The 26,595-nt window shown below is 49.0% G+C and carries 14 protein-coding genes; all 14 read left to right on the forward strand.

The window, feature by feature from the left end; all coding sequences use genetic code 11:
* The first annotated feature begins 16 nt into the window (after nt 1–16).
* The 14 genes from OR1_RS13275 (at nt 17) to OR1_RS22105 (ending at nt 26,575) form a co-directional block, all read left to right on the forward strand.
* Entirely contained in the window at nt 17–784 is a 768-nt protein-coding gene (locus tag OR1_RS13275) for a hypothetical protein (protein WP_041972369.1), read from the forward strand.
* 25 nt (nt 785–809) lie between these two features.
* Nucleotides 810–4,583 carry an AAA family ATPase gene (locus OR1_RS13280; RefSeq protein ID WP_041972370.1) on the forward strand — a complete coding sequence of 1,258 codons (3,774 nt, stop codon included), beginning with the start codon at nt 810–812 and terminating at the stop codon, nt 4,581–4,583.
* Between the two features lie 20 nt (nt 4,584–4,603).
* Nucleotides 4,604–6,664 carry a 3'-5' exonuclease gene (locus OR1_RS13285; protein ID WP_160295249.1) on the forward strand — a complete coding sequence of 687 codons (2,061 nt, stop codon included), beginning with the start codon at nt 4,604–4,606 and terminating at the stop codon, nt 6,662–6,664.
* Nucleotides 6,665–6,877: 213 nt separating this feature from the next.
* Complete coding sequence (locus OR1_RS13290; protein ID WP_082002947.1) at nt 6,878–9,643, forward strand: ATP-dependent DNA helicase; 2,766 nt, start codon at nt 6,878–6,880, stop codon at nt 9,641–9,643.
* Between the two features lie 36 nt (nt 9,644–9,679).
* Complete coding sequence (locus OR1_RS13295) at nt 9,680–10,390, forward strand: hypothetical protein (RefSeq protein WP_041972373.1); 711 nt, start codon at nt 9,680–9,682, stop codon at nt 10,388–10,390.
* 19 nt (nt 10,391–10,409) lie between these two features.
* Nucleotides 10,410–13,403, forward strand: a complete 2,994-nt coding sequence (locus tag OR1_RS20945; protein WP_052440447.1) for a site-specific DNA-methyltransferase — start codon at nt 10,410–10,412, stop codon at nt 13,401–13,403.
* A gap of 9 nt (nt 13,404–13,412) precedes the next feature.
* On the forward strand, nt 13,413–17,039 hold the full coding sequence (locus tag OR1_RS13305; RefSeq protein WP_041972374.1) for a DEAD/DEAH box helicase family protein: 3,627 nt from the start codon (nt 13,413–13,415) through the stop codon (nt 17,037–17,039).
* A 23-nt stretch (nt 17,040–17,062) separates the two neighbouring features.
* A complete protein-coding gene (locus OR1_RS13310) occupies nt 17,063–21,370 on the forward strand; it encodes an AAA domain-containing protein (protein ID WP_041972375.1) in 4,308 nt (1,435 codons plus the stop codon).
* Nucleotides 21,371–21,419: 49 nt separating this feature from the next.
* On the forward strand, nt 21,420–21,833 hold the full coding sequence (locus OR1_RS13315; protein WP_041972376.1) for an HIT family protein: 414 nt from the start codon (nt 21,420–21,422) through the stop codon (nt 21,831–21,833).
* A gap of 3 nt (nt 21,834–21,836) precedes the next feature.
* Nucleotides 21,837–22,871 (forward strand): HNH endonuclease domain-containing protein, encoded by a 1,035-nt coding sequence (locus OR1_RS13320; protein WP_041972377.1) that lies wholly within the window; start codon nt 21,837–21,839, stop codon nt 22,869–22,871.
* Between the two features lie 21 nt (nt 22,872–22,892).
* Nucleotides 22,893–24,761 (forward strand): DEAD/DEAH box helicase, encoded by a 1,869-nt coding sequence (locus tag OR1_RS13325; RefSeq protein ID WP_041972378.1) that lies wholly within the window; start codon nt 22,893–22,895, stop codon nt 24,759–24,761.
* A 275-nt stretch (nt 24,762–25,036) separates the two neighbouring features.
* Nucleotides 25,037–25,210 (forward strand): hypothetical protein, encoded by a 174-nt coding sequence (locus tag OR1_RS22330; RefSeq protein WP_160295250.1) that lies wholly within the window; start codon nt 25,037–25,039, stop codon nt 25,208–25,210.
* Between the two features lie 211 nt (nt 25,211–25,421).
* The gene (locus OR1_RS13330) at nt 25,422–26,330 is read left to right on the forward strand and encodes a hypothetical protein (protein WP_152609894.1); all 909 of its coding nucleotides are present in this window, start codon (nt 25,422–25,424) and stop codon (nt 26,328–26,330) included.
* A complete protein-coding gene (locus OR1_RS22105) occupies nt 26,327–26,575 on the forward strand; it encodes a hypothetical protein (protein WP_152609895.1) in 249 nt (82 codons plus the stop codon). The genes OR1_RS13330 and OR1_RS22105 overlap by 4 nt, the downstream gene beginning before the upstream one ends.
* Nucleotides 26,576–26,595 lie beyond the last annotated feature (20 nt).

Here is a 26,595-nt window from a genome sequence, read left to right on the forward strand (position 1 = left end):
AATTCAGGGAGGCAGAATGGATACCAACATTTGGACTCAATTTGATTTCCCCGGAGATATGGCAAAGGCTGTACAGACCGCAGACGGCTTTAAGTCCACTTTCGGACACCTTGCGACACATCCATACAATATCAACGACCCTGAAAGAAGTTGGTGGTGGCTGTTCCCAACAGGGAAAGGATATTCAAATTGGCCAGCTTATCAATGTGGAAAGTTTGTGTTTTACAAGCCTTGGGGGGTAAACGCCATCAGAACAGGTCTTATCTTTGAAAAAGGGGTCTGTAAAGAGCTGGCAAGTGCTTTCGGTTCTGCAAAAGCCAAACATTTTGAGATGACAGATCGGTGGATGTGGCATTCACTCCTGAAGAGTCTTCGTGACAACTCCCTCGCCCAGGCACTGGATAAGATTAGAGAAAGGACTGGCGAGGGTCCGGAGTTCACGCTCTCCGTAACCGTTCCGATGGACGATAAAGTGCTTTCTGATAAGGATACCGTATATAGGTTTCGTAGTGCCTTTAAGGACAGAGTCATCCACGTCAGCACCAAGCAGGAGGAGAGGGAGATTCCCGGGATTGAGGCGGTTGAGTCTCTGCCAGCAATGGCAGACTGCCTGGAGGCGATGCACGCCGGTAAAGGCAAAATGCTGTGGGTGGATTTCATCGTGGGACTTGATATCCCCGTAGGAGAAAGCGGTGTTACTGCTCCGTGGACCGGCACGGAGGTATGGGATAATTTGCTGGAGCCGTTCTCCCCATGGATAAAGACGGAATTCGACCAGCACTGAAGTCAACCACTAATAGGGAGGCATTATGTCACAACTGTCTGACGGAGCCAGAGAACTTGCTCCTTCACATATATCTATCAGAGTCCCTTGGCATGATGATTGTTGGAAAGGGACTGTCTGCGCATCTCCTTGCCTAAATGCTTCTTGCCTTGTTCTGAAAAATATCCATGAAAATAAAAATGACCAAAAGGAGAAATCGATCGCTGGACGGCGATGGGATGAAATTGGCCCAGACTTATTACCCGCCTGCGCTTCAGAACGGGGTGCCTTTATGGCACCATTTGAGTATACCCGGACGCTGAAACACCCTTATTTTGGGGCGAGTAAACTTCATGACCATTTCGAACCAACACCATATATTCATGCGCCATATTCCGCATCATGTATTCCGTTCCGTTGGATGCTAACTGCAGAGACAGATACTATTGCTGAAGAACATGGAATAGGCTTCCAGCACGAACTCGAAGAAAAAATAACCAAAGAAATGGGATTTGGTACAAGTTGGCTTCAGACAAGAAGAAATCAGCTTGCTATGTTGGGGACATTTTTTAGCGCAATTCGCCCAAAGGAATCGCTCTGTTTTTTCTATGCAAAGCAGACCCCTCTGGTGGAAGACCCTCGTAGAATAATAGTTGGTATTGGGCGGGTCGTTAGCGTTGGTGAGCCTGTTGAGTTCAACTATGCTAAGCATTGGAAAGAGATGCATAGATCCATGGCATGGGAAAGAAATGTCCAGCATTCCATCCGCCCTGATTTTGCAGATGGCTTCCTTTTCCCGTATCACGAATTACAAGAACTTGCCGAACGCGACCCGTCTATAGATATTTCAGATTGTGTTGCTTTCGCTCCTGAAAGCACTTGGGCTGAATTTTCGTTCGGGTCGGAGCTTGTAGGGCATGATGCTGCAATAGCAGCTCTTTTAGTTTGCAGTAAATCTTTGCATCGAATCGGTGAGGTTTTACCGGGCAATTGGCAGAAAGCATTGAAGTGGGTAGATGCGGAGATTAATCGTCTTTGGTCGATGAGAGGGCCGTGCCCTGGGTTAGGTTCGGCACTTACTGCATTTGGGCTCAGCAATGGGAGCTTGATAGCGCATGAAATTGGGAAGAGCCAGGTTGAGGCGCATGCTGAGTGGAACGAAGACCCTTGGCCCCTGGTTGACCAGGTGTTTACCGATCCTTCTATCCTTGGCCCCGTAGCAAAAAGAAGCATCAGTGCAACTTTACGGGAAAAATGGCAGCTGCTGCCGACTGAACGCAAACAATTACTGCAACTGCTGAGCAGGTTCTCTTTGACCTCGGCTCAGGCAACCCGGTTTTTCCAGCCTACTGAACGCACGAAAGTAGGCATTACCGTTTCTGACTTGGACATAATTACCAATCCCTATCTTATCTATGAGTTGGATCGCGGCAGGATCGACGCAATCACGGTTGACATTGTAGACAGGGGGATGTTCCCTGATCAGATTGTTCGTCAGAAGCATCCTTTACCAACCCCATCGGCTTTGGAAGGGGATGATGACCCCCGTAGAGTTAGGGCGCTGATCATCCGTAACCTAGATAAGGCAGCTTCACAAGGTCATACCCTCCAACCACGCACGCAAGTCATTCAATCAATTAGAGACCTCCCTCTCGATCCACCATGTCCGGTAGATGCGGACTTGCTTGCAATTGTAGAGTCGCACTTTGCGGATGAGATCGTGAAAGTTGAAATGGGTGATGGAAGCCCAGCATATCAACTGGGGTCCCTTCATGCAGCAGGCAAAATTATTCGTTCTACTGTAGAGCGACGGTTGAAAGGGGCGCGCCATACTGGGGATTACCCCTGGAATGACCTTCTCAATCAGGTCTTTGAAGCTTCCAGACGTCTTGATAGCCTGCCACCAGAGGAGCGCATACAGGAAGAATCTGCTCGCAATGAAAAAGCATGCGCACTTGCCGAATTGTTTGCATCACGCATATCGGTTTTGATCGGCCCGGCGGGCACTGGAAAAACAACACTTCTAAAAATCCTCTGCGACCTACAGCATATTCGGGATGGAGTTTGCCTGTTGGCTCCGACTGGTAAGGCTCGCGTCAGAATGGAACAACTGTTAGGCGTGAAAGGTGCTCAAACCATAGCACAATTCTTACTTCCACTTGGTAGATACAACGCTGAAACAGGCGCTTACCTGATGTCAGACAGCCCAAAAAGGAAAGGGGTGCAAACTCTAATTATTGATGAAGCTTCCATGTTAACTGAGGAGCAGATTGCAGCAGTTCTGGACGCGATAGAGCCTCCAAGCCGCATTATTCTTGTGGGAGACCCAAAACAATTACCACCTATCGGTAGTGGTCGGCCATTCCTTGATATTGTCAGGAGATTATCTCCATCTGATTTGGCCAGCCGATTCCCGAAAGTAGGCTCTGGGTATGCAGAGCTGACGATACGTAGAAGGCAAGTGGGAGAAAAGCGAGATGACCTTCTGCTTGCCGAATGGTTTGGAGGAGAGTCGCCTGGACCTGGGTGTGATGAGATATGGGATAAACTGGGACGAGGTTTTGATTCACCTACAATTTCTCTTCAGCAATGGGACACGGAGGAAGAGCTGAATTCAAAGCTCCTAGATTGTCTTGTCAAAGAGTTAGGCCTCAAGAGCTCGGCTGATCAACTTGGGTTTGAGCAATCCTATGGGGGAAAAGAAATCAATGGCCGTTGCTACTTCAACCAAAGACGGGGCGAAGAGCCTGGGGCAGGTGAATTGGCTGAATCTTGGCAAATTCTGACACCACGGAGAGGTTCAACATCCGGGGTCGACGCCCTGAACCGATTTATTAAAGAATCATTCCGCAGTCAAGTTAGAGAGTTTGCCCTCCAAAAGTGGCGTCAAATCCCAAAACCAAAAGGCCTAGAAGGCATTCTCTACGGAGACAAAGTCATAAACAACACCAATAAGTCGAGAAAAAACGTATACCCTGAAGATGGGGCAATGAAATACGTTGCGAATGGCGAGATTGGGGTTGTAGTGGGCCATTTCAAAAAGAAAGATTCGAAATACAAAGGATTGCCGAAAGATTTAGAGGTCGAATTTTCATCGCAGAGTGGATACAAGTACACATTCTGGAATAGCGATTTTTCAGATGAAGGTGAAGTAAAACTGAGCCTTGCCTACGCACTTACTGTCCACAAAACTCAGGGCAGCGAATTTGGTAAAACCTTTGTGGTGTTGCCTAAACACTGTAGGATGCTATCGAGAGAGCTATTGTATACGGCTCTTACCCGCCAGAAGGAAAAGATAGTCATCCTTTATCAGGGCGAGTTTTATGATCTCCGAGAATACACAGACCCATATTACTCCGAAGCTGCGCGCAGGCTGACGAATCTTTTCGAGGCTCCCAAGCTAGTTGCTTTCCGGGAGAAATTTTTCGAAGAGGGTCTTATCCATAAAACTCGGCGAGGGGAAGCGGTGCGATCAAAATCCGAGGTAATCATAGCAGACTTGTTGCTTTCGAAAAACCTCCCCTACAAGTACGAAAAAGAATTGTTAGGCAGCGATGGGTCGAGAAGGTACCCCGACTTCACCATAGAGGATGAAGAAATGGGCGTTAATTATTACTGGGAGCATCTAGGGATGCTTCGAGATCCCAACTACCGAGCCTCTTGGGAGACAAAGCTCGAATGGTATCGCAGTCAAGGGATCCTCCCGCTTGAAGAAAACGGTGGAGCAAATGGGACGCTCGTAATAACCAAGGACGACCCCAATGGAGGGATTGATTCAGCCGCAATTGAAAAACTGGTTACAAAGGTTTTTGCAGTATGAGCTCTGCCTGGCTAACAACAATGAAGCCGACATTCCAGGCAGAATGGTTGGCGCTACCTCCCAAAATAAGCCATCAGGTACTTGAAAAGCTTTCCTTATTGACTCAAGATCCGCGCCCGGACGGTGTCGGGAGGAAAAAGCTCAAGGATTTTGGGGGGAAGCTTCACCGAATGCGCTGCGGCGACTACCGGATTTTTTACACTTTCGAGGAACCATACGTGAGCCTCCTTGCTCTTCGTAAGCGTCATGAACATACCTACGATGAGGACATTGAAGCAGAATCGCTTGGAGGCCTCATTATTGACACGCCGGTTGTAGAGCAGCAAAAATCTGTAGGTTGGGAATCCTTCCTAAAGCCAGTTAACCCCCAAACCACTCAACTGCCAGAACCAATAACAGCTGAATTGCTTTCCCGGCTTCGGATACCAGATCACTTTCACAATCGGCTCACACTCATCCAGACAAGGGAAGCACTTTACGAGTGTCCAGGGGTTCCCGAAGAGCATTTGCTTATGCTTGATGAGGTTATGTTTGAAAGATCGTTTGAAGAAATAATCCAGCAACCAGATTTTTTAGCCAACGATGTATCTGACTTACTGAAATTCAAGGAAGGAAGCCTGTTGAGTTTCCTTCTGAAGCTCGACCCGGAGCAGGAAAAATTTGTCTACTGGGCCATGGACTCCAAAGGGCCGACTATGGTCAAGGGTGGCCCAGGGACAGGGAAAAGTACAGTGGCACTCTATCGCGTTCGTACCCTGATGGAAGCGATACGATCAGATACCCCCGTTCGTGTCCTCTTTACAACATATACGAACGCACTGGTGTCCTACTCACGGCAGCTACTCTCGCAACTGTTGGGTAGTAAGGTCGCCAGTGTCGAGGTCCGAACAGCCGACAGCCTGGTTCATGCCATCGTCAAAGGCAAGTCTGGAGAGGTTAACATACTCCCACCGGATCAGGAGAAGACAATCTTCCAGCAGGCCATCGACAAGACAGATTTTGGGGGTGGCAGCCTGGCGAGGCGGTCACACATGGATCTTATCACTAGGTTGGGCATCGAATACCTGATGGAGGAAATCGCAGAAGTAATCGAGGCAAGGGGACTGACCACTGTAGATGATTATCAGTCATGTCCAAGGGGTGGGCGTCGGATACCACTGAATGCCAACCAACGCTCGACGGTTTGGCAGGTAAGGGAAAGTTTTATTCGGTGCATGGCGAGAGCGAATGCAACGACCTGGGCAATGCTCAGGCATCAGGCCGCACAACTGGTAAAGGAGGGACATGGCCCCAAGCTGTACGATGCCGTGATTGTTGATGAAGCGCAGGATCTGGATCCCGTTTCACTCGGAATGCTCGCCAATCTTTGTAAAAATCCGAACCGTTTGTTTGTTACCGCGGATGCCAACCAGTCGATCTACAAAAATGGCTTCAGTTGGTCCGATGTCCATGACTCATTGCAGTTTCGGGGGCGAACGGGCGTTTTGAAGACCAACCACAGATCAACAAAGGAAATAGGTGAAGCAGCCAAGGACTATCTGGGTGCGGAGGCCATTGATGAGATCACCCCCCAGGAAAGGCAATACAGTCATACCGGCCCGTTACCTGCAGTCAGGAGAGTAGTTAATGAAGAAGACGAGGCTTCTTTGATAGCACGTTTTTTTCAGGGAGCATCCAAAGAGCTTCGATTCGGGATATCGGCATGTGCTGTGTTGGTGCCAACTCAAAGGGCAGGAGAATCTCTGGCTGCCAAGCTATCCAGCAAAGGGATTGATGTTGAGTTTATGTCCGGCAAAACCTTAGATTTGGAAAAGCCCGTAGCCAAGATAATAACACTTAAAAGCTCTAAGGGACTGGAGTTCCCAGTGGTCGCTCTATCAGGATTCTCACAATCGATATATCCAAAAATCGTTGACACGTTAGCAGGGGATGTGTCTGCCGAACGGACCTCTCGTGAGAGAAGAACTCTCTATGTAGCAATGACCCGTGCCATGAGGGCGCTATTGATACTATTGCCTCTTGGTAGACAAGATAGCCTTTTTGAGGGTTTTGATGGCTCCCTTTGGAATATTGGTGATTAGCATTCGGCTAAGCACTTTATGATAAAACTATTGGCTGATTTAGACATGGCTTAACCTGAAGTTGTTGAGGTTGTCGCTCTATAAGTTGGTTGGCGAGAACAAGTTCCCAGGCCATAAGATAGGCCGGAGATGGCGATTCAGTAAGGAAGGATAGCTGGCTGAGGGAAACGAATAAGCAAAAATAATCAATGTCATCAATCAAGGGCGTTACGAGTGACACTGCAGTTATCCCCTGAACAACAACGAGTCATATCGCACCGTGGAACCGACGTGCAGGTCGTCGCTTGTGCCGGCTCCGGCAAGACGGAATCCATTTCTCGGCGTGTTGCCGCTCTGATCGCCGAGGGGGAGCCTCCTGACTCTATCATCGCCTTCACCTTCACCGAGAAAGCTGCTGTTGAGCTGAAAGACCGCATCTACCAGCGAGTCGAAGAGGTCAAGGGTACTGACTTTCTAGGTCGGCTCGGGCCGATGTACGTCGGCACCATTCATGGCTATTGCTTTCGCCTGCTGCAGGATTACGTTCCCAAGTACGGCAATTATGAAGTGCTAGACGAGAACCGGCATGTCGGCCTGCTCAGCCGCGAGTTCCAGAACCTGGGGCTGAAGAACATCGGTGTGCGCCATTGGGAGCCGATCCGGGACTTCGCCAAGACGGTTGACGTCATCAGTAACGAGCTGATCGATCCCGCCTCGCTGTCCGGTACCCCCCTCGGTGACTGCTACCACGCGTATCTTGATATGCTGGACCGCTATCACTTCCTGAGCTTTGGCCTCATTGTGGGCAAGGCAATTGAATCCCTGCATGATCCGGTCATATACGATCGTGTCCATTCCCGCCTTCGGCACCTCATTGTCGATGAATATCAGGATGTCAACCCTGCCCAGGAGAAGTTGGTAGAACTGCTGGGGGCCGCTCCGGTGCAGGTCTGTGTGGTGGGTGACGATGATCAGTCCATCTACCAGTGGCGGGGGTCAGATGTCGCCAACATCCTTACCTTCGCCAAGCGCCGGCCCAATGTTGAGGTCATCAAGCTGGAGAGTAACCGTCGGAGTCGACCCGAGATAGTCACCACCGCCAACGCATTCGCCCAGACCATTCCCCAGCGCCTTGATAAAGAGATGCAGGCGAACAGACCGGCAGGATCGCCGGAGATCGTTACCTGGTGTGATGATACCCAGGAGGATGAAGCCCGCCAGATCGCCCAGACGATTCAGCGGCTCTATGCCCAGGGGTATCGCTACCGGGATATGGCTATCCTGTACCGATCCGTTCGCACCTCAGCACCGGGTCTGGTGGACGTGTTGGAGCAGTTCAACATTCCGTTCTCCTGTGGTGGGCGCACCGGTCTCTTCATCCAACCCGCGGTCAACCATTTCGGTGAACTTATGGCCTGGTTCGCTGATGGCAGCTGGAAAGATGAGCGATATGGTCAACAGCGCGATGCCAGCCTGGATAATGTCGTAGCCGGCTTGAATGCACACTTCGGTAATGGTGGCGAGATCCCCGGTCTGCGTAAGTACCTTGAGGACTGGAAAGCTTTCCGCCTGCGTAATAACCGCCCCATCAGCCTGGTCGGCGACTTCTATAGGTTGCTCAACTTTCTGGGTGCTCACGAGATCGACGTAGATACTCCTTTGGGTTCTGCCCTGTTCGGCTCCTTCGCGCGATTCTCCGAGCTGCTGGCTGACTTCGAGCACGTTACCAGGCGTGGTCGCTACGTGACTGAGAATGGGGAGCGTGTCTTCCGAGGCGGTCAGGACCGGGGGAAACCCTACTACCAGAAGCTGCATAACTACCTGCTACATTATGCCCGCGACGCCTATGAAGATTTTGAAGGTGAAGAGATTTCGGGTACCGATTCCGTAAGCATCCTGACCGTGCATCAATCCAAAGGGTTGGAGTGGCCGGTGGTGTTCATGCCGGCATTGACCTCCCAGCGCTTTCCCTCGAAGTTCGCCGGCCAGAGTCAGACCTGGCTATTGCCGGAAACAGTCTTTCCGGTTCGTCTCCGGCAGCGTTACGAGGGTGGAGATGCCGACGAGCGCCGCCTGTTCTACGTCGCCATGACCAGGGCACGGGACGTGGTCTACCTGTCCAATTTCCAGCGGATCAGCAAGGCAACCAAGCCGTCGCCGTACCTGAAGGATGTGGCTGAGCGCACTGGTGGAATAAGAACCTATGATCAGCTGCCGATCCCCGCTCCGCCGTCGGATACGAAACAGAAAGAAGCACCTCCGCTGGAGTTGAGCTTTTCAGATATTGCAACCTTCGAGGATTGCGGCTTCCGCTATCGCTTAGGCAAGTTATTCGGCTTCCAGCAAGAGCTGGCTATCGAGTTGGGTTACGGTAAGGCGCTGCATCATGTCTTGAGGCAGGTGGCTGAACAGGCTCGCAGTACTGGTGAGATACCGAATCCTACCGAACTGACGACCATCATTGATGAAGAATTCTATCTTCCGTTCGCCGACAATCCGACCTTTACCCGGATGCACAAGGCTTCAGGGATGCTGGTCAAGAACTACGTTAAGGACTACTCCAGTGACCTACGCCGGGTCTGGGAGATCGAGCGCCCCTTCGAGGTTCACTTGGAGGACGGTATCCTGGCCGGTCGTGCCGACATCATCCTGGATATGGAGGATGGGAAGATCGGGAAGCTGGCCATAGTGGACTACAAGACCGCCACCGATCCGGTACGTGATGAACGATACCACCTCCAGTTGGCGGTCTATGCCGCTGCAGGTCGTGGTGAAGGGCTCGATGTCTCTGCCGGTTATCTCCATGAGCTCAGGGATGGAACCCGGCATGAAGTGGACATTAGTGACGCCAAGACGAGTGCTGCGCTGACTACGGTAACCAAGTCAGTTAAAGGAATACGAGGCGGAACGTTCATACCTTGTTGCCTGAAAGAACAGTGCGAACGGTGTGATTATAAATTGGTATGCAAGCATAACGCTGCACCATCTGATGCGATATGAGTAATTCGTTAACGGTAGGTTAAATGGAAGGTTTGTATGGCATGGGATTTTGAAGAACTAAAAGTGTTGGTCGAAAATAAGCACGGAGCAGGACAAAGTAATTTGCTTGATCCTCTTCTTAATTCATTGTGGCGGAAGCTTGAAATTGCCCGATATCACTCTATAGAGTCCAGGCGGCTCACCGAGCAGTATTTCGGGGATGACTCATTCGAAAATTACAATAAAGCATTTAGATATATTTTTGACAGAATTAACGGAGATGAAGAAGCACGTAAATTCTTTCAAGATGCCTTTATTGCTGAAGCTAATATTGTAGCATATTCACAATCTATGCATTCTGCTTTCGATATTTTGGGGAAGGTAATCATAGAGTCTCTAAAAATAGATCATATGTTTCACGCCAATCAAAATATCTATTTGTTCACTGTTAAAAACAAGCTCAAACATCATGGTATCGCTAACAACATTGTCACAGAGATAGAAACCGCTATTAATAATGACTCATACAAGTACTTAAGAGCATTTGTTAACGTAAATAAGCATCTATGCCTTCTGAGAATACCACATACAGTTGAAATGAATGCAGCATCAGAAATTCCCTTTGGTATGAAAATAGAGCCTTTTCTTTACGAAAATGAGCATTTTCAAGAAAAATGGGCACGATATTTTGTAACTGAAGAGTTTAATGAAATATCAGAAAGTATTGTAAAAATCGGTAATTCTATAAACGATCATCTGAAAATATAACAAACTAGAGGTGCTGAAAATGGCGAAGAACAAGGGCACGGATAATGGAATTAACACAACTGACTATCGGCATGACGGCGAGAAGCGGAAGAATATACCGCTAGCCAAGATCGCCGCCGAAGGCCAAATACCCAAGGTTAAGAGAGCGAAGTATCACTACAGCCCTCACCTCTCTCCGGAGTTGCGGTTTGACCCTACCGGTAATGCTGACCGTGTTCTCAGTATCAAGGAGAAGATGAAGGATACCCTGACCAAGGAAGAGTTGTCGCTGCTGGACAGCGCTCTGAACAGCCATCAGCCCTGGCTGGAGTGGGCGGAGAAGAAGGAACAGCATGACCGGAAGTTCTTCGAGGTTGATCCGATAGCTCTCCACATCCACGAGCGTGTATCAGCGCAGGCAATGATGAAGATTGCCGCCCGCCAAGATGTCCAACGTGACCTGTTCGCGGATCCCCAGCAGGAGTACCAGGAGGCGGTTAAGTTCTACAAGCATGACGTCGACTGGGCAAATAGGATGATTCTCGGTGATTCACTTCAAGTTATGACTTCTCTTGCTCGTCGGGAAGATTTGGCGGGAAAGGTTCAGATGATCTTCATGGACCCTCCTTATGGGATAAGATTTGGTTCTAACTTTCAACCTGAGATAGGTAAAAAAGATGTAAAGGATAAGGAATCAGACCTCACTAGAGAGCCTGAAATGGTCAGAGCTTATCGTGATACATGGACACTGGGAACTCACTCGTATTTGTCATACCTACGGGAGAGAATGTCATTGGCTAAAGAACTATTGACTGAAAGTGGGAGTATTTTTGTTCAAATTTCAGACGAAAACCTTCATCGAGTTCGCATGTTAATGGATGAAGTTTTCGGCGTAGAGAATTTTTGCGCCATAATTCCATTTCGAAAACGACTTATGCCTTTAGGTGCAACACTCCTTGAAGGGATGTGTGATTTTCTAATTTGGTTCTCGGTTTCGAAAGAAAAAGTGAAATTTCGACATCTTTATCGACAATCTCAACCCTCGGCTGAATCTCGTTGGACCAATGTCGAAGAAATTGACGGATCAAGGCGAAAACTCACTAAAGAAGAAAGAGATGATCTTTCATGTTTACCAGATGGCGCTAGAGTTTATAGACTTGTCTCGCAAAGAAAACCTGAATATTTCCCATCCAATGATTATGAGTTCACCTTCCAGGGGAAACCATTTCGTCCCCCTCGTGGTGGATGTTGGATGGCGAGTAAAGATATAATGGAGGTTCTTGCTAAAGCAGATCGTTTAGAAGCAGAAGGAGATAACCTTAGTTATATCCTTTATCACAAGGATTTTCCCTACTCAAAAATTACTAACTTTTGGGTAGATACTGCTCCTGTTCAAAATAAACGTTATGTAGTGCAAACTGCAGAGCAAGTAATTACTCGTTGTCTTCTGATGACGACCGATCCTGGTGATCTTGTACTTGATCCTACATGTGGTAGTGGTTCCACAGCTTTCGTCAGCGAGCAATGGGGGCGACGTTGGATAACCATTGACACCAGTCGTGTAGCAATTTCTCTTGCAAGACAGAGACTATTAACAGCATCTCTACCCTTCTATAGAATAAAAAATAGTTCCCAGCATGATTCAGCTAATCCAGCATTTGGATTCGAATGTAACAAAATCCCGCATTTAACCCGAAATAGTATTGCGCAAAATTCTTCATTGATCCCTATATTTTCAAAACACGAAGAGATAATGGCTAACCAATTAGCTAATTTGAATAACATTTTCAAAGTTGAAGTATCTCAGTCGTTACGTGAAAAGTTAGTGGTAAAATTTGCTGAATTGGAAAAAAGAATAGGTAAGAAAAATATAACTGATTCAGATCAAAGGCGATTATTGCTACCTAAAGATGGTTGGAACGAATGGAATGTTCCTTTTAAATCTGATGAAGACTGGCCAAGTAGGTTGTCTGATGCTTTATCTGAATATCGCTCAGCGTGGCAAAATAAAATGAAAGAAGTTGGTGATTGCATAGCAAAAAATGCTGAGAAAAGTGAGTTTGTAGATCAGCCTGAAATTGTACGAAATGTTGTCCGGGTTACTGGACCTTTCACGGTTGAGGGTGTAAAGCCTGAAGAGTTGTCATTGGATGAAGATGGTCTATTTGATCCAACTCCTAATGAGTTTGAGGGTGATGATGTTGAAGTGCCTATTCAAGTTGAAGGTCAGAATATAATATCCTACCTTACTCAAATGGTAAGCCTGATTCGAATGGACGGAGTTACCTTTCCCAACAATAAGCACATGAAGTTTTCAAGAATCGAACCACTGTTCGAGCAGGGATCAGGTTCTACTCTCCATGCGGAAGGTGCCTGGGATGGCACAGATGATGGCGAACCGAACAGCGTAGCCATTGCCTTTGGCCCACAGTATGGCCCCGTCACTGCTACACAGGTGGAAGAATTAGTGCGGGCCAGCCGCCGGTATGACGAACTGGTCATCGCAGGATTCAGCTTCGATGCTGCCGCTGCAGCCGCCATTCAAGAATCTCAGCATCCGAAGTTGAAGATTCACATGGCCCACATCCGACCTGACGCCGGCCCTGGTATGGCAGGGTTGCTGAAGGACACACCCAATAGCCAGCTCTTCACAATCTTCGGTCAGCCTGAGATTGAGGTGAACCCCACTACTGACGGCGAATTCAAGGTCAAGCTGCTCGGGGTAGATATCTATGACCCGCTCAAGGGGGAAGTGAAGTCGTCCGGCGCTGATAAGGTTGCAGCTTGGTTCCTGGACAGCGACTTCGACGGGCGCTGCTTCTGCATTACGCAGGCGTTCTTCCCCAACCAGGATGCCTGGGATAAGATCGCCAAGAGTCTTGGGTCATCGGCAGATACCGCCGCCTTCACCGCATTCAAGGGTACTGTTTCTCTTCCTTTCCCAGCCGGTAAGCACAAGCGAATTGCTGTGAAGGTAATTGATCCGCGTGGTAATGAAGTCATGGCCATCGCTCAGCTCGGCGACGAGCGATAGGGGGCGATCATGGCAAAGGCGAAAACAACAACGGAAGTCACTCCTGATGGCTGGGCACCAACCCAAGCTGTTGATGATCCCATCCTGAATAGCCCCTATGAGGAGCCGAAGCAGTACTGGCGCTATGCTGACGGAGTACCGCATAAGGTGCCAGGGCGCAGGCCGGCACGGTACCACTTCAAGGACAAGCAGACCGGCGCTGCACAACAGGACCTTTTCAAGATCGAGACAGAAGACGACTTGCCACTGATCAACGCACTCCGTAAGGACGTCAAGCGATGGCGTGATTCTGGTTATCGTGGTGCATCTGCTGTTACCAAGGAATTGCTGACCTGGTGGATACGGGAAGATCGACCGCGACGGCTCTTCTTCTGCCAGCGGGAAGCGGTGGAAACGGTCATCTACCTCCTGGAGCTTGGCATTCCAGGGAGATTACGGGCATCCGGATTTCAAAATTTTGAGGTGGATGCTGATAACATCTCGCTCTTGTTGAAGGGTGAAAAACCTAACTTCGATAACCTCGGCGAAGACTTCTTCCCGCGCCTCGTTGATCCCGCGTCTGATGCTGGACTCCTGGCGCTCCGTCGGCTCGGCTGCAAGATGGCCACCGGCAGTGGCAAGACTATCGTCATGGCCATGCTGATCTCCTGGGCTTTCTGCAATCGCGGTCGCAACCCTTCCTCGACCAGCTTCCCCAATGCCGTGCTGATCTGTGCCCCGAACCTGACAGTCAGGAAACGGTTATCTGTGCTGCGCCCAGATGATCCTGACAATTACTATGACACGTTCGACTTGATTCCGCCCAAGTACCGGGAGTTCATGAACGCAGGTAAGGTGCTGGTGACCAACTGGCACATCTTCGCCCCGAAGGGTGAGCATACCGAAGGCGGTAAGAGCTATGCCGTGGTCAATAAGGGCGAGGAAACGCATGACGCCTTCACCCGTAACCGGCTCGGTGAACTGGCGCAGAGGCTCCCGATACTGGTTCTGAATGATGAGGGGCATCACTGTTGGCGGGGTAAGAATCTATCCGAGACAGATGAAAAAAAGGCATTGAAGGATCGCAGTAAGGAAGAGCAGGACTTCTTGAAAGAAGAAGCCGAAGAGGCCCGCATCTGGCTGGCCGGTCTGGATCGAATCAATAATAGCGGGCTGATCGGTAAGGATGAGAGCGGGACCATTCTGCCCGGTATATCGGCGTGCGTTGACCTCTCGGCCACTCCCTTCTACCTGGCCAACAGCGGCTATCCAGAAGGGAGTCCGTTCCCCTGGCTGGTGAGTGACTTCGGTCTGGTGGATGCCATCGAGAGCGGTATCACCAAGGTGCCGCGTCTGCCGGTCAAGGATGACCAGGGGAACAAGGACGAGGCGGGCCGGCCTGATCCGGTCTACTTCCGGCTGTGGGATAGCATCAAGAAGCAGCTGAAACCGGAAGACTATATCAGCAAGACCAAGGTAAAACCCGAGGCTCTGTTCAAGTACGCCGAGGGGGCGTTGACCACTCTCCTGGCCCAGTGGAAGGTACAGTTCGACAAGTGTAAAGAGGACGCGGGCGGTAAATCCTTTATCCCGCCGGTCATCATAGTGGTCTGCGATAATACTGAAGTTGCGTCCATATTCTTCCGCGAGATCAGCGGGGAGTATGAAGAAGAAACTGTCAATGAAGAAGGCAAGACCGTTGTTGTAAAGAAATATACCGGTGGTCTGCTGCATGAGTTGGAGAACAGCGCCGCCTTCCAGCCGACTATACGTATTGACTCCAAGCTGCTCGCCAAGATTGAAGCCGAGGGAGATGAAACCAAGGACGAGGCGGCTCTGCGGCTGCGCGAGTTGATCGACACGGTCGGCAAGCGTGGCGGTATCGGCGAGCAGGTACGGTGTGTGGTGTCGGTGTCCATGTTGACGGAAGGCTGGGACGCCAACAACGTCACCCATATCCTGGGGGTTCGCGCTTTCGGCAGTCAGCTCCTCTGCGAGCAGGTTGTAGGTCGTGGCCTGCGCCGGGTCAGTTATGACATCAACCCCGAGACCGGGATGCTGAACGCCGAGTACGCCGACGTGTACGGAATCCCATTCTCCCTGATCCCGTTCAAGGGGAAACCCAAGGAAGATAAAGAAAAGCCTGATCCCGTGTACCACAGTATTTATGCCGTACCTGAACGGGATGCATACGAGATCAGAATGCCTAACGTGGAGAGCTATGTCTATGCCCTGCGGGAGGGCGGTATAACCTGTGATGTGGATAAGCTGGAAGCTCTGATCGTGGACAAGGAGCCGAATACCGTCTATCTGGCACCGACACGCGGTTACCAGGATGAAGCGACCGGCATCAAGGATACCGGCGAATTCATCCCCCAGACGCGGGAAGAATACTACAAGACTGTGCGCCCCCAGCAGGTGATATTCCGATTAGCCCAGATTATCCTGGATGACCTGGCCCAAGGTGCTGAAGGCGGTGACCGCGGGAAACTCAAGTTCTTGGCCCGGCATCAACTCTTCCCGGAATTACTCAAGATCGTCAGGGAGTATGTCCGTAAGAAGGTTACATTTAAAGAGGGCGTAGATGAACGCGAGCTTGCACTGAAACGCTACGCCCAACTATTACGCGAACGCGTCAGGGACGGCATTCTCCCGCTGGTGGCAAAGGACGATCAGAAACTCTTGCCGGTACTGAACTCCTTTGAGCCGTACACATCGACCGGGAACGTCAATTACCAGACCTGCCGGCCCGTCATGGAGCTGGAAAAGAGTCACCTGAATCGTGCCATGTTGCAGAGTAGCTACGAGAGCCAGGCGATCGAGATCATGGAAGATCTGGATGCGGTGGATTACTTCACTCCCAACGACCGTCAGATCGGCCTGATTATCCCTTATGAATATGAAGGGCACCGGCATAATTACGAGCCGGACTTCGTGGTGAAGCTGAAGAATGGGAAGCTGGTGCTGTTGGAGATAAAGGGGATGGGTGGCAAGATCTATAACCAAGATCTGGTGCCGGCCAAGAATGCCGCCGCCAGGAAGTGGGTTGCCGCTGTTAATAATAATGCGCGGTATGGAGAGTGGGTATTCGAGATATGTGAGGAGCTAAGCGGATTGAGGCAGATGCTGGAACTACATGCCGGCATAGCAGATGAGAACCGCCCCTTCCGTATCTTGGTGCCAACGGACGGTGAGCACTGGAAAACCTGTATTCCACTCATTGCCTTACAGACTGTAGTCAGGAAATCCCAGGAGAAGCAGAAGACACTGGATGGATTCGGCTCGTGGTCATCGTCCTGGGTAACCTGGGATGGTCACCCCCCCTTTCAGGACGGTATGTTCGTGGCACAGGTTCGGGGCGATGCGATGGAGCCGGATATCGAAGCTGGTGCTTACGGGGTATTCAGCAAGATCGACGGACAGGATCGCCAAGGGAAGGTTGTGCTCGCCGTTCACGGTGGGATTGATGATCCGTTTGCTGGCCGCTCTTACACCGTAAGGGAATATCACAGCGAACGCTGCGGATCGGACGGAACTGACTGGCAGCATGTGCGGGTCACGTTGAAGCCGACGAATCCAGCTGCTGCTGAATTCGTGCTGGACGTAAAGGACGAAAACGAAGTGCGGGTGTTGGCAGAGCTGGTCGGGATTTTGTAACGCTATCCCCAGGAGAGTAAGCTATGGCTGAAACACCGCATCGTCGCAGGCAAATCCCCTGGCAGGACGTAATCAAGCACCATAAGGAGATCACGCGTCGTGCAGAGGAGGAGTTTTTCTCCTTACCGACAAGTCAGACCGATTCCGAACGATGGACGTCGCTTATCGGTGCTCCTCCAGTCAACTTCGCTGGCCCATGGAAACTACAACATGCCGACATCAAAAGTGTTGGCATGCAGCGCAGTATCAAGGCGGAAGGCATCACAGAGTTTTTCCTGGGCTGTTCCTGTTGGCACGCTCTCAAAAAAGTTGGCGACAAGTGGTTTATCGACTGGCGACCAGCCGTATACCGACAGGTCGAAGTCCTAATAGACGGGGACGAGGTTATCCTTAAGCCAGCCCAGGGTAAATGGGAGTTCTCTCCTTTAGTGTTTTCACTGTTAGACAAGAAGTCTGCACATCCTGCCCACGAGCTCGATGACTGGCTTCCGCAGCTTCTCGAAAGCGCCTATAAGCACCACGAGACCACGGGAGTCGATCTCGCTGCCGCACTCATTGAGATATTCAGTCGAGACCTCCCTGCACTGGGAGATGAAATCCAGAAGCAATTCCCCCCTGACAAAAAGATTCTTAAGCCATCCCAGTGGATTCTCTTTTCCCCACCACCATCAACCGCAGCTGTGAACCAGCATCTGATGGCCGACTACAAGAGAATCGAGTCGAGGTTGGAGGCCGATGCGAAAGATATCGGCGGATTTCATCTTTTTGAGGATGTCAAGGCTTTCCCAGATCAGCAGATCGACCTCCTGCCCATTGTGGCGTTAAACGAGTCGCAACGGGTAGCAGTATCGAATATTCTTCAGGGTAAACCCGTTACCGTCATAAGCGGGCCTCCGGGCTGCGGGAAGAGTCAGGTCGTAGTCTCGGCGCTCCTGAACGCCTGGGCAAAAGGAACAACTGTCGTATTTGCCAGCAACAACAACAAGGCAGTCGATGTGGTTCGCGAGCGCATAAAGAGGTTTGAAGAGGACTTCCCCATCGCCGTTCGTGCTGGATCGCGTCGTGAGAGCAATCTGGAGGAGGCGCTTCGGCAAGCTCTCAACGTGGTCACTGACGTCGGCAGGAAGAAGGGAAGCGACGAATCCGCCAATAAGCAGAAGAAACTGAGCGACACTCGCAAGACTCTCCAGCAGTTTATCGACAGCAATATCCCTCAAAGGATCGATCAGTCCCTTAAATCCGCCATCAACGCCTACTCGAAGTATCTAGAGACATCACAACTTCTGAACGAGAAAGATCAGTCCATCAGAAAAGTTCTCACCGACATGCACTATAAGATGAAGGCTGAGTCTTTCGAAACGGAGCTATTGGCACCGTTCCGGGAGTGGCTGGACGAAGCAGATGATGTGCGTCTCTCCATATCCACAACTGAGCGAGAGCACGTTCGACTGGAAGCAGAGCTTAAACTTACCAAAACCATGAGAGATGGTGCCTGCCAGAAGGCGGGACTGGAGCCTCAGCAGATAACCAGCTGGGAATGGCTCATATCTGGGCCAAGTCCGGACATATTGCGGGTGTGGAGAGACAAACTCAGAGAGACTCTGAATAAGCCCTTAGAAGGGTCACTTGGACCGATAGTATGGGACGGTAGCTATGACCGCTGGAATGGCAGCGCCGAGACCAAGAAGTGGGCAAGTGAATCCAACAAGCACCTGACCGAAGTGCGAAATGCAGTGAACCGACTTTCCCCGATAGTGTCCCAGATCAAAGCTGCCCAGGCAAAATACAAGTCTCAACAGCAATCTCTGCACGAAAGCGGAATTCCGGATAACGTTGCCCCGGATCATACTGTAATATCATCGTGGATGGCACTGTTTGCGGAGCACACTACGGCACCTGCGTCGAATATGGACTGGCTTCCCTGGTCTCCACACAAAAAGAGAGATCGCCAACTGCAGCAACTTGAAAAACAGCTGCGGCCGGTTTTTCCCATATCTATCTGGCAGCGAATAGGAGTTTTAAATAATGAGGGGCGATCCGCTCTCGGGACCATTCTAGAGAAATGCCAGGTCTGGTCTGAGGTTCAACGGCTTTGGCAGGAGATGGAGACAAACCTTCTCGACGTGGAGAATACCTACTTTCTCATGCGTACGAAAGCAAGCACTCTGGGGTTTACCAACGCACCCAAAAGCACGGAAACAGCTGACTGGGAAGCATTCGAGACAGAGATAGCAGAGACCCTCGCAGTAGCGGAAGCCGCAGAAAAAGCCTGGAAGAAAATGGAAGAGAAGGATGCCACCATTGCCTACCTAAGATCTCTGGTGGTTGATTTTGAGTCACATGGGTCAGGAATTCCCCTTAAAGAAGAATGGAAGAAGGGCCGAGGGCTACAGCTCGACAGCGCGCTCAAGGCTTTGGGTGATACGCCGAGTGCAGAAACCCTTGTGGTGGCGCGCACGGCCCTATACACAGCCCCCCTGGATGATTTTCTCACGTGCTGGGACGAGGCGCGCAATAATGAAGAGTTACTGCGCAAGCTATGCTTGGATCTAAGCAGATTGCCTTCCAACGATCACCTGATTGAAACCTGGTGGAAAAGACACCCGAAGCCACTGCCAGCCGACATTGTGAAGTTCCCTCGACTACCAGATCATGACGACCTGTTGTTCGCTCATTTGACATCCTGTTCCGCATGGCAGGAGAGCTGGGAGCAGTTCAGGGATAATGACAGGCCTCAGCTTCAGAAAATTATTTCAGAAGAGAGTTCGTGGGCACGTGAAGCATTAGGGAAAGTGATTGAATCGCTTCCGACAGAGTATTCGGACAAAGCCAAGACGCTTGTCCAGAACGTCTTGACCAACTCCAAAAGTGATTGGCCTACAGATGAGCTCTTGAATGCGTTTTCCGAGTTCGGTCCAGAAGCCATTAAGGCGAGGATTGAGGGGATAGACCAGGAACTTGAGGCGTTATCGTTTACCTTTGCCAGGGACGAGTGGATCGGGAAACTGTCAGAAGATGTAGAACTGCAGGAGACCCTAAGCAAGCTGCTCAATAACTTCGAGCGAAAAAGGGGTAGGATTGAGGAAGCAGATTATGAGCTGTTCCGAAGTGCATTAAAAGCAGTCCCTATCTGGATCACAACCGCACAGGCAACACAATCCATCCCCTTGCTGCCTGAATTATTCGATCTACTGATAATTGACGAAGCTACGCAATGTACCGTAACGAACCTCTTGCCACTGGTCTATCGCGCAAAGCATATCGCCGTGATTGGTGACAAGGAACAGTTGGAAGCAATCACCAGCCTCTCCCCGGCAGCCGAGAATGTCCTGGCGAGCAGCTTTGGTGTCGATCACCTGCTGGACCTCCTTGGACACACGAAGAACACTGTTTATGGTGCCTTTGTGCAATGCCTCCCGAGACGCTACAGCGATGTTATAGCTCTTGACGAGCACTACCGAAGTCACCCTCTTATCATCGGCTTTGCAAATGAACATGTGTACAAGAAGAAATTACGGCTCAAGAAAGACCCCTCTCAAGGGGTGCGAATCCCCACAGGAGCCGGATTATTTTGTAAAGACGTGGAAGGCATCTGTCAGCGTGACAAACGGGGGCAAAGCTGGCAGAACCAGCAGGAGGCCGATGCCGTCGTCGAAACAATACGCGGGCTTCGGTCTGAATCACAGTTCGCCCGTTTTTCTTTGGGAGTTGTCACCCCCTTCAAAGCACAGGTTGATCTTGTTTCCGAGCAGCTAGATAAGGAAGGTTTACTATCAAACATATTGGTCGGCACTGCCCACAGCTTCCAAGGGGATGAACGGGACGTTATCATATTTAGTTCGGTCGTTAGCAAGGGAATAACTGAAGGGGCAGCAACGTGGGTAGAAAAACCGCCAAACCTGATTAACGTAGCTGTTACTAGAGCGCGAGAAGCACTGTTTTTGGTCGGGAACCTATCCTGCTGCCGGCAACAGCCGGGCATATTGGGGAAGCTAGCGGCTTATGCTGAGGAAGTAGAAACTTTACGAAGTACCAGCCAAGAGGAGCTTGAACTTTTCAGCTGGATGGTTATTCAAGGATGGGCTCCAGAAGTGCATCCTGTAATAGGAGATATTGAGGTTGACTTTACGATAAAGCATGAGGGCAGAAAGATTGCTGTAGAGGTTGATGGTACTCAACATGACTGGAATACTGTCGCGGATAGCGCCAGAGATGCATACTTAAAGGGAAAAGGATTCATGGTTATAAGAATTCCGGCAAGGGCTGTAAGAGAAGCACCAGCTGTATGCATCGAAAAAATTGAGCACGTTATGCAGACTATAAGCCAGTAAACTGAAGTCGGAATACGTTTGTCTCGGTGAGCCCAAAAGGAATATTTACATGTCAAATTGTCCATTCTGCAATATCAACCCTTCCCGCATTATCGCGTCAAACGACAGTGCCTTTGCAATTTTTGATGGATTTCCTATATCTCCTAACCACGCTTTAATCATCCCTAAACGTCATATAGCTTCGCTTTTTGAGGCGACAAATATTGAAAGAGAAGCGCTGCTTGAATTAGTAACGGAAGTAAGGGTGAATCTAAGATTGTCCCCAGCAACATTACATGAAGGGGTGGAGATTTTCCCTGATGGGTTCAACATCGGAATTAACGATGGTGCTGCCGCCGGCCAAACTGTAATGCATCTGCACATCCACCTGATACCTCGTTATGTAGGCGATCAACCTGATCCACGCGGTGGTGTACGGTGGATCTTCCCTGAGAAAGCTGACTACTGGTCTAACCGGAAATGACGCATGGCAGATGAAACCCGTTTTTATGAAATAGAGCCATCTCGCGAAAACTATTGGCGTGCAATAATTCTTTTTGGTCGGAATGTCGCATCATATAAATTTGCTTTGGCTAAAGCACTCTACGACATGAGACACCATCCAAACGAGTTGATTCGGATGGATGAATTGGCACCAGTATTTGCCAAACATATTGCGGACCACCTTATAAAGTGTGATAAACAGGCAACTTCGAGTAAAAGCCGTTTTCTTGATTTATGCCGTGCTTTCAATAAAGGTGAGATTACAGAAGCAACCCTTTCTGAACAAACTGTAAGGCTTGGTTTTCAGAATGTTATCGATGCTTTTCATAATGTACATGGGAATGAAGTTCCTACCCGATTTTTTGTTGATGAGCGCAATGAAAAATCGGGTATACGCCTTACTGACGATTTTTTTTCGCTTTCAGAAAATCCAACCATTCACGATCTTAATATTGAGACGGAAGCACGCTGGCGGCTGGTAGAGACTGCTTGGGACCTGAACGTATCAAGGCACGTTGTACAAATATCTCATGATGATACAAACAAGCTTCTTCATACGGTGACCGCCGAAAATCGCCGTGTGACGATTACATCTTCTCGTGATGCTCTGAATGGCTACCAGAAGGGGAGATGCTTTTACTGCTTCCGAAATATCACAGTTGATTCGCAATCATTTGATTTAGCAGATGTTGATCATTTTTTCCCCTACAAACTGCGGTTCTGCGCTGTTAATAAGCCAATTAATGGAGTCGCAAACCTTGTACTGGCTTGCAAAGAGTGTAATCGTGGCACATACGGGAAATTTGACAGGATCCCCAAACTTCATTTAGTGGACAGATTACACCGCCGCAATGAATACCTAATCAAGAGCCATCATCCTCTTCGTGAAACACTGATGCTACAGACAGGAATATCAGAGCCTGATCGTCGATCATTTCTCCAATCTGCCTACAATTGCTCAAAAACAACAATAATCTCCGACTGGGCTCCATCAGCCTGTGGGTCAGCAGTTTTTTAACATCCGTAAGGACAGGACAATATGCCCCTCATTATCCCCGACGACATAGAACATTACACCACCACCGGTGAAGAAGTCTTCTGCCGGTTTCTACGGAATGTCGCCAAGCCGGACGAGCGCTACATTGTCTGGTATTCGCCCGACATCAACGACTCTGAACCAGATTTTATCTTATATTGCCCAGATGTTGGACTTATAGTTTTTGAGGTAAAAGACTGGGCTATTAATCAAATCTGCGAAGTGAACCCTAAGACCTTTATAATCAAATCCGGTTCGAAGGAAGAATCCCGCACCAATCCCCACGAACAGGCGAGGGGATATGTTCACAATCTTCTGGAGTGCATTCGCAATGACGGAAAGCTGGTCAACAGGGATGGGTTCGCCCAAGGGAAGCCGAAGATCCCCATCTCGTACGGAGTCGTGTTTCCAAATATTAACTCATACGAATACAAAGAGCGCTTCTCCCACGATGGCATAATCCCGACCGCCAAGATATTCTTCTGGGATGACCTTGACCCCCATTCCGAACTGGGCGACCCTTCCGGAAGGGCTTTTCTGGATGCCCTCCGCGAAAGGTTTGAACCCAAGTTTCCCTGTCATATATCATCCAAAGAACTGAATCATCTCCGTCAGCTTCTCTACCCCACCATCAGGATCAACAGCATTGAGCGCGGCCCGCAGGATGAACTCAAGAATCACGAATACAATGTAAAACTGCTGGACCACCACCAGGAGGCTATTGCGCGGAGGATGGGCGACGGCCACCGGCTTGTCTCCGGCCCTTCAGGCTGTGGCAAGACACTGGTTCTGGTGCATCAAGCAATTTTTCTCAGGAAATACAATCCCTCAGTCAAACGCATCCTGTTTCTTTGCTACAACGTAACACTGGTGAACTACATCCGTCGCCTGCTGGCAGCACAGGGCGCACCGCTTGGCCCTGACGGAGTGGAAGTACTGCACTTTTACGATTTGTGTGAACGGTTGACCAGTGAAAAAGTCCTTCATGAAAACCAGGATATGGATTACTACAATATAGTGCTGGAGGATGCGCTATCAAAAGATTTGCCTGATTCACTGCGGTATGATGCAATCCTGCTGGATGAAGGTCAGGATTTCTCTGACCGGATGCTCCAGGTGGTAATGAAATGCCTCAACCGGAAAACTGACTTCCTAACCATAGCTCTTGATGAAGGGCAGGATCTGTACGGTCAGAAGCGCAGTTGGAGCAACGCAGGCATCAATGTGAAAGGTCGGAAGCGGCAACTAAATGTCATTTATCGCAACACGAAAGAGATCGCCGAGTTTGCCAACCGTTTTCGCAACAATAATTCAAAACCGTGTCAGGAAGACAACCTCCAACACAATCTCTTCCCAGATCCAAGAATCTCCAACGGCCCCTGCCCAACATTGAAGCAGTTTACTGATTTCGCCAAAGTCATTGATTATGTGGCAAAAGAGATTAAAACCCATGCCGAAGCAGGAGCGTTTCCCCTTTCCGAAATCGCTGTCATGTACACCATGAAGAAGCTTTCAAAAGAAAGCGGTAACACGATACCGGCCATGTTGGCATCCGCTCTTGACCGTAGAGGCATCCTCAACAAATGGCTTTCTGAAGACTACCGAGCCAAGCGTTCGCATGATATCACCGCCAACAGTGTAACCATCACTACCATCCACAGCGCCAAAGGACTCGACTTTGCCTACGTTTTCCTGATCGGGCTTGATTTGTTGGAACCGGGAGAACGCTGGCCCCGGGAGCAGATAGACAGCCTAGTGTATGTCGGAATCACCAGAGCACGGTATCAGCTTGAAATCCCATATGTCACTAACAGTGCTTTAATGGAAAGGATCGTGTCGGCTGAAAAGCCGTGCGTGAATAATAGACTCTGAAAATATTTTGCGGCATAGGGCGCTGGCTGGGGTAGGTCGGGAGTTATTCTGCCAATACTGAAATGTATTGAAGGAGACTCCATGGCACCTGACCTAGTTGAAGATCTTCTCGTGGTCATATTCGCCACACAAAAAAGTTGTGATTATTGTTCAGTCTGCGGAGCTATTCAGGAAGAGAATGGATGTGGAGGTATGTTCTGCCCTCAATGTGATTCGGAAAAGATTAATTGTCAGCCAAGCTAAAACTATTTCAGAAGGACAGGAAAGGTAATCTGATGAAATACAAACAAATTATCAAAATGTGGGATGAAATGTGTGATATCCCTTGGGATGAGCTACCAGAAAAACGCAAGGTTGAGTTTGCGTATGAAGAGGGAAGGCTTTCCGGATATATTGATATTGCCAAGATGGCTACAAAGATGAGTGAACGTAAAAATAAATATTTGTAGTAGTTATAAGGAAAGGACATTTCAAGCTAGAGGGTAGGAAGAAGGAAATAGCTCACACAGGCATAGTTTTAATCTCTCCGGGTAAATTCCCCGAAGCTTGCTTCGATGAGAGAATCAAATTACTGCTGTGATACCCTGTAGCTTGCTGCGGGGTGGTTCATTGTAAAAGAATAAATAATACAGATGCCATGGAGATAGGGGAGCAATCTTGTTGAGAGTTAGGACTTTAAGCATAACCATATTTATTATTGTGTATATCTCTGCTCATTATCTTGTTTCACCAAGCTATGGATTCATCACACAAGAGGAAATGGAACAATTCCCGTCTATAAAATTGAATGGGACTTCCGCTTCTCTTTATGAAGGTACAAAACTAATAATGAAAATATCTGCTGACTCAATGGGGTGGGCATTCCCTGTAGACGAGATAACCTTCCGTTGCGCAGCAGTCGGATATGTTGTGAATAAGGCAATGCCGTTTGCGTTCAATGACCCTGTGGAGATTAATCTTTCAAAATGGGATCAGAGTCACCCTCGGATTTTGTTCAATAGGGGGCCAAATAAAGAATATTTGGTGAAATTTAGTGATAAAGGTAATCAATCTCCATATATTGCTTTCGGATTTGGCCAAGAGTTGGGGCATGTATTAATTGACTATCTGAAGCCAGGCTCTCCTCAAATGTGGTTTGAAGAAGCTTTTTGTGAAGCGTTAGCTGTATGGTCGCTTCAACAACTAGCTTTGGAGTGGGAGAAATCTATAGACTTGTATTACTCAAAAGCATTTTCATCAGAAGCTAAATTCTTACTATATGATATTAATCCACCTACTGAAGGGTATCCACAATGGTTTGCCAAGAATAGAGGCTATCTAACTGGTAAAATTAATGATCGAGGCAAAAACAGTATTCTTGCCATTAAACTGATTGAATATGCGAATGCAGATCCAACCTTTTTTCAATCATTCTTCTATTTACGTAAAAACTACCCTGTAAAAGTAGTAGATTCCATGGAGTGGGTTTTGAAGCGATGGTGGGAAAACTGCCCGGATCACTTGAAATCAGGGCCAGAAAGAGTTGCTAAACTTCTTGGAATAAAATTCGCTGAGGAGATATATCGATGAGAAGAGATCATAATGAAGGATATCCTTGGGATCATAATATAATTCCAAATCAAGATGGTTTTATAAACTCATTGATTATGGATGGTAAATCGCTCAATTTATTAGTTGATGAGTTTGTTAAGAAATTTCCTGAATATAAAGGAAGTCATAGAGGCAGAGTCTTGAGACATGTCAATCATCTTGTGAAAGAGCATGATGATTTTCCTTATGTATTAGTTGAAGGCTACTTCAAAGTGAAAAACTAAATCTTGCACTCATATACACG

The organism is Geobacter sp. OR-1 (assembly GCF_000813145.1).
Lineage (GTDB): Bacteria > Desulfobacterota > Desulfuromonadia > Geobacterales > DSM-12255 > Geoanaerobacter.